The following is a 15,268-nucleotide window of genomic DNA, read 5'->3' on the forward strand; positions in this document are numbered from 1 at the left end:
ATGGAAGGACTCGGCGTGCTTTTTCTGGCTTTTATCGTTCTCATCCTCGTTTTTCTTTTCTTCAGCTTCATCCCGGTAGGCCTTTGGATTTCCGCCTGGGCGGCGGGGGTCAGGGTGCCCTTGATCACCCTGGTGGCCATGCGCCTGAGGCGGGTTCCCCCGGCCAAGATCATCTACCCCCTCATCAAGGCCACCAAGGCGGGGCTGGACGTGAGGCTGGACCGCCTCGAGGCCCACTACCTGGCAGGGGGCAATGTGGACCGGGTGGTGGACGCCCTGATCGCCGCCGACAAGGCGGGGATCAAGCTCACCTTTGACCGGGCGGCGGCCATTGACCTGGCGGGGCGGGACGTGCTGGAGGCGGTGCGGGTGTCCGTAAACCCCAAGGTGATCCAGACCCCCATGGTGGCCGCGGTGGCCAAGGACGGGATCCAGCTTCTCGCCACCGCCCGGGTGACGGTAAGGGCCAACATCGACCGCCTGGTGGGCGGGGCTGGGGAGGAAACCATCATCGCCCGGGTGGGGGAAGGCATCGTGACCACCATCGGCTCCGCCAACTCCCACAAGGAGGTCCTGGAAAACCCGGATCGCATCAGCAAGACCGTGCTGGAAAAGGGCCTGGATGCCGGGACCGCCTTTGAGATCCTCTCCGTGGACATCGCCGACGTGGACGTGGGCAAGAACATCGGGGCCCAGCTGCAAATAGACCAGGCGGAGGCCGACAAGAAGATCGCCCAGGCCAAGGCGGAGGAGCGCCGGGCCATGGCGGTGGCCGCGGAACAGGAGAACCGGGCCCTGGTGGAGGCCATGCGGGCCAAGCTGGTGGAGGCCCAGGCCCAGGTACCCTTGGCCCTGGCGGAGGCCTTGCGCACGGGAAGGCTTGGGGTTATGGACTACTACCGCCTGAAGAACATCGAGGCCGACACCGACATGCGGGAGTCCATCAGCCGGGCGGCGAAGCCCGAGGGTGAGGAATGAGCCTAGACGACCTTCTGGGTCTCCTTTTCCTCCTCTTCTTCATCGTCATCCCGGCCCTGCAGGGCCTAAGCCGCCGGGGCCAGCCTCCCCCCACCCCCCCGGGGTTTCCCGAGGACCTGCCCCTACCGGAACCCCTACCCCGCCCCAAGCCCAAGGCCCGGCCCAAGCCCAAGGTCCCACCGCCCCCGTCCCTTCCCGCACCCAAGAAACCGGAGGGAGAGAGTTTAGAACGGCCCTCTAGCCCCGAACGGCAACCCTTGGAAGTGCGGTTCCGCGAGGCATCCTCGCCGGAGGAAGAGCGAAGGAAGCGCCCGCGGAAACGACTGCTCACCACCGATGGCGAGAGCATCTTGAAAGGGGTGATATGGCACGAGATCCTGAAGAAGCCCAAAGGCTGGTGATTCCCCTAAAACCCGAGGAAACCCTGGCCTTTTTGGGCCAGGCGGATCGAAACCTGAAGAAGCTCCGTTCGCTATTCCGGGAGGCCTTCGGCGACCGGCTCAAGCTCATCATGCGGGGCAACCAGGTGGAGCTGGAGGGCGACCCGGAAGCGGTGGGGGTGGCCGAGCGGGCGGTGCGGGACCTCCTGGCCCTCCTAAGACAGGGGGCCGAGCTGGACCAGCCCACCCTGGAACAATCCGTGGCCCTGGCCTTGCAAGGGGAGGGCCTGTACCAGGCCACCACCCCGGAAACCGAACTGGCGCTACCGGGCCGCCTTAGGCCCAAAACCCCGGGGCAAAGGCGGTACGTGGAGGCCATCGCCCACCATGACATTACCTTCGGGGTGGGCCCTGCGGGAACCGGCAAGACCTACTTGGCGGTGGCCATGGCGGTGAGCCACCTCCGGGCCAAAAGGGTTAAGCGCATCATCCTCACCCGGCCGGCGGTGGAGGCGGGGGAAAAGCTGGGGTTTTTGCCAGGGGACATACAGGCCAAGGTGGACCCTTATCTCCGCCCCCTTTACGATGCCCTCTTTGACATGATCGACGCCGAACGCTTTGAGCAGTACCTCCAGTCCGGGATCATCGAGGTAGCCCCCCTGGCCTTCATGCGGGGCCGGACCCTCAACGATGCCTTCATCATCCTGGACGAGGCCCAAAACACCACCCCGGAGCAGATGAAGATGTTCCTCACCCGCATGGGCTTCTCCTCCAAGATGGTCATCACCGGGGACATCACCCAGATCGACCTGCCCAAGCACCAAAAGTCGGGGCTGGTGGAGGCCATCCGCATCCTCAAGGGCATTGAGGGCATCGCCTTCGTGTACTTCAGGGAATCCGACGTGGTGCGCCATCCCCTGGTGGCCCGCATCATCAAGGCCTACGAGGAAGCCGAGCGTGGTGGAGATCGTAGCCAATAAGCGTCCGCCCCGGGGCCTCATCCCCAGGCTCCGCCGGGCCCTTTCCGCCCTGATGGAGGAACTGGGCGTGGGGGACAAGGCCGTCACGGTCATCCTCACCGGGGACCGCAGGATCAGGGTCCTAAAGCGGGAGTGGTGGGGGGAGGATGAGGCCACGGATGTCCTTTCCTTTCCCCACTACGAACCCGGGGATCCCTTTGTACCCCCCCACCTGGGCGATATCTGGATCAGCCTGGACACCGCCAAGAAGCAGGCGGAGGAAAGAGGGGTTCCCCTCGAGGAGGAGGTGCTTGTCCTGGCGGCCCACGGGCTATGGCATCTTCTCGGCCACGACCACCAACAGGAGGAGGATTGGGAGGGCTTCCGCCGCGTCCAAGAGAGGATCCTCGCCCTCTGAAGGGCGTTTGGCGCTCCCTGGGCTATGCCTGGGAAGGGGTTCTCTACGCCTGGCGGGTGCAGCGGAACTTCCGCCTCGAGGTCTACTCGGCCCTTTTGGCCCTCGGGCTTGCCCTTTGGCTGGAGGTCAACCCGGTGCCGGTGCTGCTCGTTAGCGCCCTGGTGCTTTCCCTGGAACTCATGAACACCGCCCTCGAGGCCCTGGCCGACCTGGTGAGCCCGGTATTTCATCCCCTGGTCAAGCGGGCCAAGGACACGGCGGCGGCAGCGGTTCTTTTGGCGAGCTTCTTCGCCCTCCTGGTGGGCCTCTACCTCCTCCTGCCTCCCCTCCTCGAGCGGTTTAGGCTAAGCTAAGCGTATGGACCACGAGGAAAGGGAGATGATCCTGGAAATCTTTCCAGGCACTCCCCCTGAGCTTCTCCCCATTGGGGAGATTCTTTATTATCGCGATGAGGAAGGCCGGGTGATCATCCAGGAAAAGGGGCCCCCGGAGCTCCGCCTGACCCTGGAACCCCTGCCCGGAACCCTGGGAAGCCCTCAGGTGTGCGAGGCCTGCCACCGCCATCTTTCGGGAAGCGCCTTGGGCTTCTTCCGCCACCCGGTGGGCGGAAGGGAAACCCACCTCCGCTACCTGGTCCTCTGCCTGGACACGGCAGCCTGCGCCAGCCATGCGGAGCCCGAGCGTTTGAGGGAAATCCTCCTTCGCGGTATACTCACCTGAGAAGGAGGCCCTTGGGCCAAGGAGGTCGGCTTTGGCCGACCTTCATGACTTACGAGGTGAGCTATGGCGCGTGAGGTGAAACTAACCAAAGCCGGTTACGAGCGGCTCATGCAGCAACTTCTGCAGGAAAGGGAACGCCTGCAAGAAGCTACCCGCATCCTGCAGGAGCTCATGGAGTCCTCCGACGACTACGACGATTCGGGGCTGGAGGCGGCCAAACAGGAAAAGGCCCGCATCGAGGCCCGGATCGACAGCCTCGAGGACATCCTATCCCGGGCGGTGATCATAGAGGGGGCCGCCACCGAGGTCATCAGCCTGGGCTCGGTGGTGGAGCTGGAAGACCCCGTCACCGGGGAGCGCCTGGAGGTACAGGTGGTTTCCCCTGCCGAGGCCAGCGTCCTGGAAACCCCCATGAAGATCTCCGATGCCTCCCCCATGGGCAAAGCCCTCCTGGGCCACAGGGAGGGGGATGTGCTCAGCCTGGAAACCCCCAAGGGTAAGAAGGAGTTCCGGGTGGTCTCGGTGCGCGGCTAAACATGAACGAGCAGACGCGGCAACGCCTACTCAACTTAGAAGCCCTTGTGGAGGCGGGCTTTCCATCCTACCCCTACCGGTATCCCAAGACCCACAGCGCAAAGGAAATCCTATCCGCCAAGGAGGGGGCTCCCTCGGAAAGCGAGTGGGAGGAAGAGGTGGCCCTGGCCGGGCGCATCGTGGCCTTGAGGCGCATGGGGAAGGTCACCTTCGCCCACCTCCTAGACGAAAGCGGCAAGATCCAGCTCTATTTCCAAAAGGACCTCACCCCAAGCTATGAGCTCTTGAAGAAGCTGGACGTGGGGGACATCCTAGGGGTCAAGGGCACGGTCTTCACCACCAAGACCGGGGAGGTCACGGTGAAGGTCCTCTCCTGGACCCCCCTGGTGAAAAGCCTCCACCCTCTCCCCGACAAGTGGCACGGGATCAAGGACAAGGAGGTGCGCTACCGGCAACGCTACCTGGACCTCATCGTAAACCCCGAGGTGCGAGAGGTCTTTCGGCGGCGCACCGCCATGGTGCGCTACGTCCGCCGCTTCTTTGAGGAGCGGGGGTTTTTGGAGGTGGAAACCCCCATCCTCCAGGCCACCACCGGCGGGGCAGAGGCCAGGCCCTTCAAGACCTACCACAACGCCCTAGACCACGAGTTTTACCTACGCATCTCCCTGGAGCTTTACCTAAAGCGCCTTCTCGTAAGCGGGTTTGAGAAGGTCTTCGAGATCGGGCGGAACTTCCGCAACGAGGGCATCGACCACAACCACAACCCAGAGTTCACCATGCTGGAGGCCTACTGGGCCTACGCCGACTACCAGGACATGGCCAAGCTGGTGGAGGAACTCCTTTCCGGCCTGGTCCTCCACCTCTTCGGCAGCTACCAGGTCCGCTACCAGGGGCGGGTGCTGGACTTTACCCCACCCTTTAGACGCATCTCCTTCGTGGAGGCCTTGAAGGAAAAGGCCGGCCTGCCCTTTAACCCCTTGGACCTGGAAAGGCTTAGGATCTTCGCCGACGCCCACCACCCCGAGCTCGCCCAAGTTCCCAGTTACAAGCTTCTGGACAAGCTTTTTGGCATTTACGTGGAGCCCGAGCTGCAAGACCCCACCTTTGTCTTTGACTTCCCCCTGGCCATCAGCCCCCTGGCCAAGCGGCATAGGGAAAAGCCCGGGCTCACGGAGCGCTGGGACCTCTATGCGGGCGGGATGGAGCTCGCCCCCGCCTACTCCGAGCTCAACGACCCCCTGGACCAGAAGGAACGCTTTTTGGAGCAGGCCAGGCGCAGACGGGAAGGGGACGAGGAGGCCCCCGAGCCCGACGAGGACTTCCTGTTGGCCCTGGAGTACGGCATGCCCCCGGCGGCGGGGCTGGGCCTGGGCCTGGACCGCCTGGCCATGATCCTCACCGACCAGCCCTCCTTGAGGGACGTCCTCCTCTTCCCCTTGCTCAAACCCAAGCGGGAGCTGGTGGAGGAAGAAGCCTAGCCTAGGTGGCGGAAAGGGCTGCCCGCCTCAGCCTCCTGGTGGCCTTGTGGGTCCTGGGGTTAAAGGCCTTGGCCTACCTCCTCACCGGCTCGGTGGCCCTGCTTTCCGATGCCCTCGAGTCCACGGTGAACGTGGCCGCGGCGCTTTTGGCCCTCTTCGCCATCCGCTTCGCCCAGCGTCCTCCCGACGAAACCCATCCCTTCGGCCACAGCAAGGCCGAATACTTCTCCGCGGTGCTGGAGGGGGTCCTGGTGGTGCTGGCCGCCCTTCTCATCGCCAAGGAATCCATCCCCCGCCTCCTTCATCCCAGGCCCCTAGGGGACCTGGGACCGGGCCTCTTGGTCAGCCTCCTGGCTTCCCTGATCAACGGCCTTCTTGCCTGGCACCTCCTCCGCCAGGGAAGGCGCTTGCGCTCCCCCGCCCTCACCGCCGATGGGTACCACGTGCTTTCCGACGTGCTCACCTCCGTGGGGGTGCTGGCCGGGGTGGGTCTCGCCTGGGCCACGGGGTTATGGGTGCTGGATCCCTTGCTGGCCCTTTTGGTGGCGGGGAACATCCTCCTCATGGGCTTCCGCCTGGTGCGCCAGTCCGTGGGAGGGCTTATGGATGAGGGACTCTCCCCAGCGGAGGTGGGGCGGATCCGAAAGACTATCGCCGAGGCCTTGGGGGGAAGGGCCCTCGAGGTCCACGACCTCAAAACCCGCAAGGCGGGAAACCGGGCCTTTTTGGAATTCCACCTGGTGGTGCCGGGGTCCATGACCGTGGAGGAAGCCCACCGGCTCTGCGACGAGCTGGAAAGGGCCTTGGAGGAAAGTTTCCCCGGGCTTGCCGTCACCATCCACGTGGAGCCGGAAAGCGAGCGGAAGCGCTAAAGGAAAGGTGGCTTCAGAAAGGTGCTGCCGACAGGCTGGCTTTTCCCCACCAGCGAAGAACTCTTCTAACGCTCTTTTCCTTGGGCGCACAAAAGCGTAGAATATGGCCCAAGGGAGGACCCATGCGCAAGAAGCACGACTGGCTCAGGGAGACGTACCAGAAGAGCCTGGAGAAGATGCCCGAGAGGCCCGTGGCCCACCGGACCCTTTCGGACATCGCCCCAGAGCCCCTCTACACCCCCGAGGACATCGGGGTCCTGGACCCGGAGTACGAGGAAAAGAGGGGCTACCCCGGGGAGTACCCCTACACCCGCGGGGTCTACGGCTCCATGTACCGGTCCAAGCTCTGGACCATGCGCATGTTCGCCGGCTTCGGCACCGCCGAGCAGACCAACGAGCGGTTCAAGAAACTCTTAAAGGCGGGCCAAACCGGCCTCAGCGTGGCCTTTGACCTGCCCACCCTCATGGGCTACGACTCCGACCACCCCCTCTCCAAGGGGGAGGTGGGCAAGTGCGGGGTAGCGGTCAGTAGCCTGGCGGACATGGAGATCCTCTTCGAGGGGATCAACCTCGAGGAGGTCACCACCTCCATGACCATCAACAGCCCCGCCAACGCCATCTGGGCCATGTACCTGGCGGTGGCCAAAAAGAAGGGGTACGACTGGAAGAAGCTTGGGGGCACCATCCAAAACGACATCCTCAAGGAGTTCATCGCCCAGAAGGAGTTCATCTTCCCCCCCGAACCCAGCGTGAAGCTGGTCATCGACACCTTTGAGTGGGGGCCCAAGAACGTCCCCAAGTGGAACTTCATCTCCGTATCCGGCTACCACATCCGGGAAGCGGGCTCCACCGCGGTGCAGGAGCTGGCCTGGACCCTGGCGGACGGGTTTGAGTACGTGGAGGCCGCCCTGAAGCGGGGCCTGGACATCGACGAGTTCGCCCCCAGGATCAGCTTCTTCTTCGACGTCCACAACGACTTCTTTGAGGAGATCGCCAAATTCCGCGCCGCCCGGCGCATCTGGGCCAAGGAGATGCGCCACCGCTACGGGGCCAAGAACCCCCAAAGCTGGATGCTCCGCACCCATGCCCAAACCGCCGGGGTCTCCCTCACCGCCCAGCAGCCCCTGAACAACATCGCCCGGGTGGCCATCCAGGCCCTGGCCGCCGTCCTTGGGGGTACCAACAGCCTGCACACCGACGCCTACGACGAGGCCCTGGCCCTGCCCACGGAGGAATCCGCCACCATCGCCCTCAGGACCCAGCAGATCATCGCCTACGAAAGCGGGGTCACCCACACCATCGACCCCCTGGCGGGGAGCTACTACGTGGAGTGGCTCACCGACGAGATGGAGCGCCAGGCCATGGCCATCATCGAGGAGATCCGGCGCATGGGGGGCGTGGTGCGGGCCATCGAGGAGGGCTACTTCCTGCGGGAGCTGGCCGAGGCCAGCTACCGCTACCAGCAGGAGGTGGAGCGTAAGGAGAGGATCATCGTGGGGGTGAACGCCTTCACCGACGAAATCCCCCTGAAGGTCCCCATCCAGCTGGTGGACCCCGAGGTGGAGCGGGTCCAGGCGGAGCGCCTGGCCCGGGTGCGCCGGGAACGGGACCCCAAGCGGGTGGAGGAGGCCCTTGCGGGCCTAAGGCGGGCTGCGGTGGAAGGGCAGAACACCATGCCCCACTTCGTGGAGTGCGCCCTGGCCTACTGCACCCTGGGGGAGATGATGGATGTCTTGCGGGAGGTCTACGGCACCTACCAGGAGCCAGCTTACGTTTAGGATTAGCGTATGGACAGGCGCATACGGGTGCTCATCGCCAAGCCCGGGCTGGACGGCCATGACCGCGGGGCCAAGGTGGTGGCCCGGGCCTTAAGGGATGCCGGCATGGAGGTGATCTACACGGGGCTCAGGCAGACCCCAGAGATGATCGTGTCCGCGGCCATCCAGGAGGACGTGGATGCCATAGGGCTATCCATCCTCTCCGGGGCCCACATGCACTACTTCCGAGAGGTTAAAAGGCTTTTGGACGAGCAGGGTGCCTCGGACATTCTTCTCTTCGGGGGAGGGATCATCCCCGATGAGGATGTGCCCAGGCTGAAGGAGCTGGGGGTGGCGGCGGTGTTCGGTCCTGGGACCAGCACCCAGGATATCGTGGACTTCCTCCGCCAGGCGGTGCCCGAGCGCTGGCGGGCCCAGGGACTGGCCTAAGGGTCCTCCGGGACGCCGGCTAGGAGGAAAACCCCCATGAAGGCCATCCAGCTCTACTACCCCCCGGAGTGGGCCCACTGCTACGGGTGCGGCTACCTAAACCCCATGGGCCTCCACCTCAAGACCTACTGGAAGGCGGAAGAGGGCCATAGCGAAACCCGTTTCACCCCTAGCCCCCACCACACCGCCATTCCCGGGTTCGTCTACGGGGGGCTCTTGGCCTCCTTGGTGGACTGCCACTCCACCGCCACCGCCGCCGCCGCCAAGGCCCATGCGGAGGGGCTGGATCTGGAAACCCATCCCTTGCGCTTCGTGACCGCCAGCCTCAAGGTGGACTACCTGAGGCCCACGCCCTTGGGACCCGAGCTGGTCCTGGTGGGCCGGGCCAAGGAGATTAAGGGGAAAAAGGTGGTGGTGGAAACCGAGCTCTACGCCAACGGGGAGGTAACCGTGCGGGGGGAGGCGGTCTTGGTGCAGATCACCGGGGGTTTTGGTCAGGAAAATAACGCTCCAAAAGGCGGATGATCTGGGAAAGGGCCTCGGCCTGAGGCGAGGCCACCAGAACCAGTTCCAGCCAGGCTTCCTCCAGGGTCTTCTTCAAAGCCCTAAGCTCGGAACCCGGAAACACCCCGCCCAACGCCACCGCCTGGGCACGCTCAAGGCACTCCCGCTTTTCCTCCCAAAGATGCCGGATTTTTAGTTGGGCGTCGCAAAGGGCTGCTTCCAACTGGTTGATGCGGTCGTGCAAAGGCTTCTCCTCCTGGCGCCTCCTCTCCATCTCCCGCAGGATTCGCTTTTCCAGCTCATCATCCCAATGCATGGCCATAGGATAGAACGTCCCCCAAAGACCCGGGTGTGATCTAAGCACCCGGGGTAACCCTAGCCTCGCTGGCCTGATTGCGGCCCCTGGGGATCCAAGAGGAGGGTGTGGGCAAGGGACTTGCTGGGGCCTCCGTTTTCGCCGAGCCAGCGAAGTGACCTCACCTGGAAAAGCCTCGCCGTGCCTCGCTAAAGCGTTCCAGGAGGAAAAGCGCCAGGGCTAAGGCCAGCAGGTAGGGGCGCAGGGGGAGGGGGGAGGACCCAGGTCGCCCTAGGTCCTCGAGGGCCAGCAACCGCCCGTGGGAAGCCTCGGCCAGGGTTTTGAGAACTGCCTTCCCATCCCTAGGGGTCCACTCCCCGGGCAAGGGGAAGGCCAGGGGCAAGCGGCGCGGGCCGTCCAGGAGCACCCCCGGAGCCTGGGCCTGGATTTCGTACCGCCCAGGCCCTGTGGGCACCAGGGGCATCTCCTGGCCCCCGCTTAGGAAAAGCGGGCGCTCCAGGTGGCCCAGAACCACCACCTGCACCCCTTTCCCTTCGGGATAGGCGTATAGGGCCAGGGCCTTTTTGCCCCCCATGAGGTAGCGGGCAAGGCCGCCCAGAAAAGAAGCCGCGTCCTTCCATCCCCGCCAGGAACGGGAAAGATCCGTGGCCAAGGCGGCCACCCGCCCTTCCCCCCGCTCTCCTATGGCCAAGATCGCCCGCCCTTCGCTTTCCAAGAGCACTTCCGCCCAGGGCTCGGCCCGGGCCGGGAGGAGAACCGCAAGGGGGGGTGGGGCAAAGCCCTCGGTGAGGGGGTGGGGCCTGGTCCGCAAGGGGAAGCGGCCTTCCAGGCTCTCCCCCTGGAAGACCTCCTGCCCCTCCCTTAGGAAAAGCCGGGGAAGTTCCTGGGCGGTGCCGGCCTGGTAGTACCGGCCCCCACCCCGGCGGGAAAGCTCTTGCAAAAAAGCCCGGTCGGCGTCGGCCCCCAGGGCCATGGCGCTCACCTCGAGGCCCGAGGCCTCCGCCAGGGCCAGGATGGGGTCCTGGGGGTCGGAGATGAGGCCGTCGCTGAGCACCAGGATCCCCTTGCGCTCCACCGGCACCCCCTGCAAAAGCCGCACCGCCTCCCGGAAAGCGGAGCCCAGGACCGTCCCGCCCCCCGCCTGCACGGATAAGAGGAGGCTTTCTGCCTCCTTCTTCCCCTGCTCCGTCATGGGCCTGAGAGGGAAAAGAACCCGATGGGTGGAGGAAAAGAGCACCACGCCCAAGTAGTCCTCCTCCGCCGCCGACCGCACCAGCTCCAAGGCCCCCGCCACCGCCAGGGAAAGCTTCTCCCCCTCCATGCTTCCCGATACGTCCATCACCAGGACCAAGGCCGCCCCCTTGCGGCCCAGGGGCTTCAGGGGAAGGTCTTCCGGCAAAGCCCGGTCCCAGCCGCCGAAGAAAAGACCCTTGGGGGTGGCGGTGAAAAGAAGGCCGCCGCCTTGGCGGAGGTATCCCCTCAGGGCCTCCGGAGCCCCCTCGGGAAGGTCCAAGACCCCGAGGCCCACCGCCACCAGGTCGGCCTCGAGGGGCAGGCGGAAGGGACCCTCCTCCACCTGGAAGCCCTGGACCTCCAGGTAACGGGCCAAGGCCGGGTCCCCCAGCACCAGGGCCTTGCCGCGGTCGGCAGGTTGGAGGCTCACCTGGGCCTCGCTCCGGCCCCAGGAACCCTCCACCACCGCCCGCACCCCCGCCTTCTCCGTAAGGGGAAAGGTATACACCAGGCTCTTACGCCCCTCCACCCGAAGGCTTCGTTCCCAAGTCCCTGCGGGGCCCTCCACCCTCAGGCGTGTCTCCACGGAGAGGGGCGCCTCGAGGACCACCCCCACCCCCACCGTCTCCCCGTACAGGGGGTAAGGCGGGGGGACCAGCTCCACCGCCACATGGGGCTTGGGGGGAACGTAAACCGCATCCAGGGGAAAGGGGGCCGGAATGGGCTCGAAAAGCCCATCGGAAACCAGGACCACACGGCTCGGCCTCAGGGCCTCCGCCTCCTGGAAGGCCGCCTTCAGGTCTGTCCTCTCCCCCAGGTCCAGCCTGCGGGCGGTGGGCGAAGGAAGCCTCGCCGCCCGCTCCGCAAAGGCCACATAGATCACGTCCCTAGGAAGCCTATCCGCCAAGGCGAAGACGCTTTCCCGGGCAGAGGGCGAGAAGTCCAGAAGGTACACCACCCGCCCCGGCATGGGCCACCTAGGGTCCAGGAAAGCCAAGAAAAGCAGGATGAGGACCCCAACCCTAAGAAGCCGAAGCATAGCCTCATGCTAGAGGCTTTGGGAAAGCCTGGACCATCCAGGGAACCCCATCAGTCCATCCAGTGCCCCAGCTTCTCCTTTTTGGCCTGGAGGTAACGCTCGTTGTGGGGGTTGTCCCCGGCCCGCAGGGGAATGCGCTCCACGATCTCGATGCCGAAACCCGACAGGGCCTTCACCTTGCGGGGGTTATTGGTGAGGAGGCGCATCTTCCGCACCCCAAGGTCGTAGAGGATCTGGGCCCCCACCCCATAGTCCCGGAGGTCCGGCGGGAACCCCAGGGCCAGGTTGGCCTCCACCGTATCCAGGCCTTGGTCCTGCAGGTGGTAGGCCCGAATCTTGTTCACAAGGCCGATTCCCCGCCCCTCTTGCCTCAGATAGACCAAAACACCCTTCCCCTCCTTGGAGATACGCTCCAGAGCCAGATCCCGCTGGAAGCCGCAGTCGCACCTCAGGGAATGCAGGGCATCCCCGGTGAGGCACTCGGAGTGCATGCGCACCAGAACAGGTTCCTCAGGGTCCCAGCTTCCCATGACCAAGGCGGCGTGCTCCTCTCCCGTGAGGGTATCCCGGTAGCCCAGGATGCGGAACTCGCCAAACCGGGTGGGCAAAAGGGCCTCCGCCTCCCGTTTCACGTAGAGGTCCCCCTTCTCCAGGCGGTAGCGGATGAGGTCGGCGATGGTGCCCACCTTAAGGCCGTGGCGCCCGGCAAACTCCAAAAGGTCCGGAAGCCGGGCCATGGTGCCATCCTCCTTGAGGATCTCAATGAGGCTCCCCACCGGCCTAAGCCCCGCCAGGCGCAAAAGGTCCACGGCGGCCTCCGTGTGCCCGGCCCGCCTCAGGACCCCGCCCGGCCTGGCCACCAGGGGGAAGATGTGCCCGGGGCGCCGGAAGTCCTGGGCGGTGGCCTCGGGATCAGCCAGAAGCCTTATGGTGGCCGCCCGCTCAAAGGCGGAGATCCCCGTGGTGGTCCCCCGGGCATCCACGCTCACGGTGAAGCGGGTACCTTGGGGATCCTGGTTTCTCTCCACCATGAGGGGCAGGTCCAGGGCCCTGGCCCGCTCCTCCGTGAGTGCCACGCAAAGGAGCCCCCGGCACTCCTTGAGCATAAAGTTCACCCACTGCGGGGTCGCGTGTTCCGCCGCCATGATGAGGTCGCCCTCGTTTTCCCGGTCCTCGTCGTCCACCAGGATCACCGGGCGGCCTTGGCGGAGTTCCTCCATGAGTTCCCTGACGCTGGCCAAACCCTCCATCATTCCCCCTTGATTAGCCGCTCCAGGTAACGGGCGATGAGGTCCACTTCCAGGTTCACCCCATCCCCCACCTTTAGGCTTCCTAAGTTGGTGACCTTAAGGGTGTGGGGGATGAGGGTGACGAAGAAGTCCTGCCCCTTTAGGCCCGCCACCGTGAGGGAAACGCCGTTTAGGGCCACGCTTCCCTTCTCGGCAACGTAGCGGGCAAGGTCTTGGGGAGGTCGGAAGAAGTAGTCCTTGGCCCCCGGGGCCTCCCGGATGGCCACCACCTCCGCCACCCCGTCCACATGCCCGGTGACGAAATGCCCCCCAAGCCGGCCACCCACCTTAAGGGCCCTCTCCAGGTTGGGCCGGTGCCCTACCCGCCAGGTGGGGGCGGTGCGGCGCAGGGTTTCCCGAGCAAGCTCCACCCAAAAACCACCCTCGTCCACCTCCACTGCGGTGAGGCAGACCCCATCCACCGCCACCGAATCCCCCACCTTGAGGTCCGAAAGCACTTCCCTGGCGGTGATCCTGACCCTGAGGAAAGGACCCTCCCGAACCTCCACGATCTCGCCGGTTTCCTCCACCAATCCCGTGAACATCACCCCTCCGGGTACGCCTCCAGCCAAAGGTCCTCCCCGAGCCACTCCCTTCGGGCGAGCCTCAGCCTCCTGGCCTCGGCCATGCGCTCCAGGGCGAACCCCTCCAAAAACCCCCTCCCCTCCCCCAAAACCTTGGGCGCCACGAAGAGGGCCAGCTTGTCCACCAGTCCCCTTTCCCAGAAGGCCCCAGCCAGCCTCGGACCCCCCTCCAGCAGGATCCCGTCCAATCCCTCCTCCAAGAGAAGGTGCAAAGCCCCCTCGAGGCTCACCCTCCCTCCTTCCCGGGGAAGCTCCACCACCCGGGCACCCGCCTCCTCGAGGGCCCTAAGCCGATCCTTGGGCGCACCTTTGCCCACCAGCACGTACACGCGGGCAGGCTCCCCCCGGGGTCCCTTCTGAAAGATGCGGGCGGTGGGGGGGGTACGGCCTTCCGTGTCCAAGACCACCTTCACCGGGTCCCTGAGGGGTGGGGGCTCCAGCATGAGGGGGAAGGGCCTGAAGTCGGGCTCCCGCACGGTGAGCCAGGGATCGTCCTCGAGGACCGTCCCCACCCCCACCATCACCACGGGAAGCCACTGGCGGTAGGCCTGGGCCACGCGCCGGCTCTCCTCCGAGGACACGTAGCGGGCATCCCCGCTTACGGCAGCCACCTTGCCATCCAAGGTCAAGGCAGCCTTGAGGAGCACGAAGGGCCGGCCCTTTTTCTGCACGTGGAAGAAGACCTCGTTCTGCCCCTGGGCCTCGGCTTCAAGGAGCCCGGCCTCCACCTCTACCCCCCCGGCCCTAAGCCGCTCCAGACCCCCTTGGGCCAAAGGGTTTGGATCCCGGGCCGCCACCACTACCCGGGCCACCCCCGCCTGCAGAAGGGCCAAGGAGCAAGGAGGGGTGCGGCCAAAGTGGTTGCAAGGCTCCAAGGACACGTAGAGGGTGGCTCCCCGGGCCTCCTCTCCCGCCTGGCCCAGGGCATAAACCTCCGCATGGGGCTCCCCGGCCCGGGGATGGTACCCCTCCCCCACGACGCGGCCCTCCCGCACCAGCACCGCCCCCACCAGGGGATTGGGGTAGGTGTGGCCTCGAGCCCTCTCGGCCAGCTGCAACGCCCTACGAAGGAACCTTTCGTCCAGCTCTCGCAAAAGACCTCCTTCTCCCATCCGGACTTTCACCGTCGGCCCCGGAATTCCACCGGATCGGGCCCCAAAGGGGCTTCGCGGGCTTTCACCGCCGGTGGGGACTTCCACCCCGCCCCGAAGGAGGTGCCAGTAGGCACCAACCTCACTTTACAACCATGAGGAAGGTCACAAGTTAGGATGCACTACCAGGCTTACCATCCTGACGCAGAAACCCTCTTGGTGGCCACCTACGTCTGGGTAGATGACACACTCGAGGCTCTCCAACCCCAAGGCATCCGCCTCCCTAAACCCCAGCGCCACCAAAAGGCCAGCCTCTCCGAGCTCCTGACATTCCTGGGCCTGGACCGCGGAGGAGTTGGCGCAAGGGTTAGGGGGGACCGAGGAGGCAAGCTAGGCCCTTCGGGCCCGACTCGCTGGGTGGAGGGGGTAGTCACGCCACCCTATCGCACCCGGGGTGGAAAAGTGGTTTTTACAGCGTGGATGGGGAGGGTGCGGAACCGGATGGAAACGCGCTTCAGCGTGATGGTACGCTCTTTGGGACTGCATCGGTTAGCGCCGTGGTCCTACTGGGGGTTAGTGGCCCGGGTGAACCTCATCCTGCTGGCGCACAACCTCTGAGATATAGAGCCACAACAAAACTAGGGGCCTTCACAGGCCCCTAAGCCC

The 15,268-nt window shown here is 65.2% G+C and carries 18 protein-coding genes and 1 riboswitch; of the genes, 13 read left to right on the top strand and 5 right to left on the bottom strand.

The genetic code is table 11. The features are described from left to right. From floA to C2847_RS03490, 12 genes are all read left to right on the top strand, one after another. Positions 1–978: a flotillin-like protein FloA gene (floA, locus tag C2847_RS03435; RefSeq protein ID WP_105317087.1), complete on the top strand. Its 978-nt coding sequence runs from the start codon at positions 1–3 to the stop codon at positions 976–978. Further along, positions 975–1,379, top strand: coding sequence for a hypothetical protein (locus C2847_RS03440; RefSeq protein ID WP_105317088.1), 405 nt, complete (start codon positions 975–977; stop codon positions 1,377–1,379). The genes floA and C2847_RS03440 overlap by 4 nt, the downstream gene beginning before the upstream one ends. Further along, a complete protein-coding gene (locus C2847_RS03445) occupies positions 1,343–2,338 on the top strand; it encodes a PhoH family protein (RefSeq protein ID WP_105317089.1) in 996 nt (331 codons plus the stop codon). The genes C2847_RS03440 and C2847_RS03445 overlap by 37 nt, the downstream gene beginning before the upstream one ends. Beyond that, positions 2,316–2,735, top strand: a complete 420-nt coding sequence (ybeY, locus tag C2847_RS03450) for an rRNA maturation RNase YbeY (RefSeq protein ID WP_105317090.1) — start codon at positions 2,316–2,318, stop codon at positions 2,733–2,735. The genes C2847_RS03445 and ybeY overlap by 23 nt, the downstream gene beginning before the upstream one ends. Further along, positions 2,690–3,088 (top strand): diacylglycerol kinase family protein, encoded by a 399-nt coding sequence (locus tag C2847_RS03455; RefSeq protein ID WP_105317091.1) that lies wholly within the window; start codon positions 2,690–2,692, stop codon positions 3,086–3,088. Before ybeY ends, C2847_RS03455 begins: the two co-directional genes overlap by 46 nt. Positions 3,089–3,092: 4 nt before the next feature. After that, positions 3,093–3,455 (top strand): hypothetical protein, encoded by a 363-nt coding sequence (locus C2847_RS03460; protein ID WP_015716832.1) that lies wholly within the window; start codon positions 3,093–3,095, stop codon positions 3,453–3,455. A gap of 63 nt (positions 3,456–3,518) precedes the next feature. Further along, entirely contained in the window at positions 3,519–3,989 is a 471-nt protein-coding gene (locus C2847_RS03465; RefSeq protein ID WP_105317092.1) for a GreA/GreB family elongation factor, read from the top strand. A gap of 2 nt (positions 3,990–3,991) precedes the next feature. Further along, positions 3,992–5,467, top strand: coding sequence for a lysine--tRNA ligase (gene lysS, locus C2847_RS03470; RefSeq protein WP_105317093.1), 1,476 nt, complete (start codon positions 3,992–3,994; stop codon positions 5,465–5,467). 5 nt (positions 5,468–5,472) lie between these two features. Continuing rightward, positions 5,473–6,339, top strand: coding sequence for a cation diffusion facilitator family transporter (locus C2847_RS03475; protein ID WP_105317094.1), 867 nt, complete (start codon positions 5,473–5,475; stop codon positions 6,337–6,339). 122 nt (positions 6,340–6,461) lie between these two features. Next, positions 6,462–8,117, top strand: a complete 1,656-nt coding sequence (locus tag C2847_RS03480) for an acyl-CoA mutase large subunit family protein (protein ID WP_015716828.1) — start codon at positions 6,462–6,464, stop codon at positions 8,115–8,117. 9 nt (positions 8,118–8,126) lie between these two features. After that, on the top strand, positions 8,127–8,546 hold the full coding sequence (locus tag C2847_RS03485) for a cobalamin B12-binding domain-containing protein (RefSeq protein WP_105317095.1): 420 nt from the start codon (positions 8,127–8,129) through the stop codon (positions 8,544–8,546). A 36-nt stretch (positions 8,547–8,582) separates the two neighbouring features. Then, positions 8,583–9,071, top strand: a complete 489-nt coding sequence (locus C2847_RS03490) for a PaaI family thioesterase (protein WP_105317096.1) — start codon at positions 8,583–8,585, stop codon at positions 9,069–9,071. On the opposite strand, the gene C2847_RS03495 is transcribed toward C2847_RS03490, so the two are convergent. The 5 genes from C2847_RS03495 to ribD all read right to left on the bottom strand — a co-directional run bounded on the left by C2847_RS03495 (position 9,025) and on the right by ribD (position 14,605). After that, the gene (locus C2847_RS03495; RefSeq protein WP_105317119.1) at positions 9,025–9,366 is read right to left on the bottom strand and encodes a hypothetical protein; all 342 of its coding nucleotides are present in this window, start codon (positions 9,364–9,366) and stop codon (positions 9,025–9,027) included. The genes C2847_RS03490 and C2847_RS03495 overlap by 47 nt on opposite strands. A gap of 160 nt (positions 9,367–9,526) precedes the next feature. Then, complete coding sequence (locus C2847_RS03500) at positions 9,527–11,638, bottom strand: vWA domain-containing protein (protein WP_105317097.1); 2,112 nt, start codon at positions 11,636–11,638, stop codon at positions 9,527–9,529. 50 nt (positions 11,639–11,688) lie between these two features. Beyond that, positions 11,689–12,888, bottom strand: a complete 1,200-nt coding sequence (locus tag C2847_RS03505) for a bifunctional 3,4-dihydroxy-2-butanone-4-phosphate synthase/GTP cyclohydrolase II (RefSeq protein WP_105317120.1) — start codon at positions 12,886–12,888, stop codon at positions 11,689–11,691. Next, complete coding sequence (locus C2847_RS03510) at positions 12,888–13,472, bottom strand: riboflavin synthase (RefSeq protein WP_105317098.1); 585 nt, start codon at positions 13,470–13,472, stop codon at positions 12,888–12,890. The genes C2847_RS03505 and C2847_RS03510 overlap by 1 nt, the downstream gene beginning before the upstream one ends. Beyond that, positions 13,472–14,605, bottom strand: a complete 1,134-nt coding sequence (gene ribD, locus C2847_RS03515; protein ID WP_105317121.1) for a bifunctional diaminohydroxyphosphoribosylaminopyrimidine deaminase/5-amino-6-(5-phosphoribosylamino)uracil reductase RibD — start codon at positions 14,603–14,605, stop codon at positions 13,472–13,474. The genes C2847_RS03510 and ribD overlap by 1 nt, the downstream gene beginning before the upstream one ends. Positions 14,606–14,607: 2 nt before the next feature. After that, a riboswitch (FMN riboswitch) is annotated at positions 14,608–14,728 on the bottom strand. A gap of 51 nt (positions 14,729–14,779) precedes the next feature. Here ribD and C2847_RS12975 point away from each other — a divergent pair. Next, on the top strand, positions 14,780–15,220 hold the full coding sequence (locus tag C2847_RS12975; RefSeq protein ID WP_105317099.1) for a hypothetical protein: 441 nt from the start codon (positions 14,780–14,782) through the stop codon (positions 15,218–15,220). Positions 15,221–15,268: the final 48 nt, after the last annotated feature.

This window comes from Thermus tenuipuniceus, assembly GCF_002964845.1.
Classification (GTDB): Bacteria; Deinococcota; Deinococci; order Deinococcales; family Thermaceae; genus Thermus; species Thermus tenuipuniceus.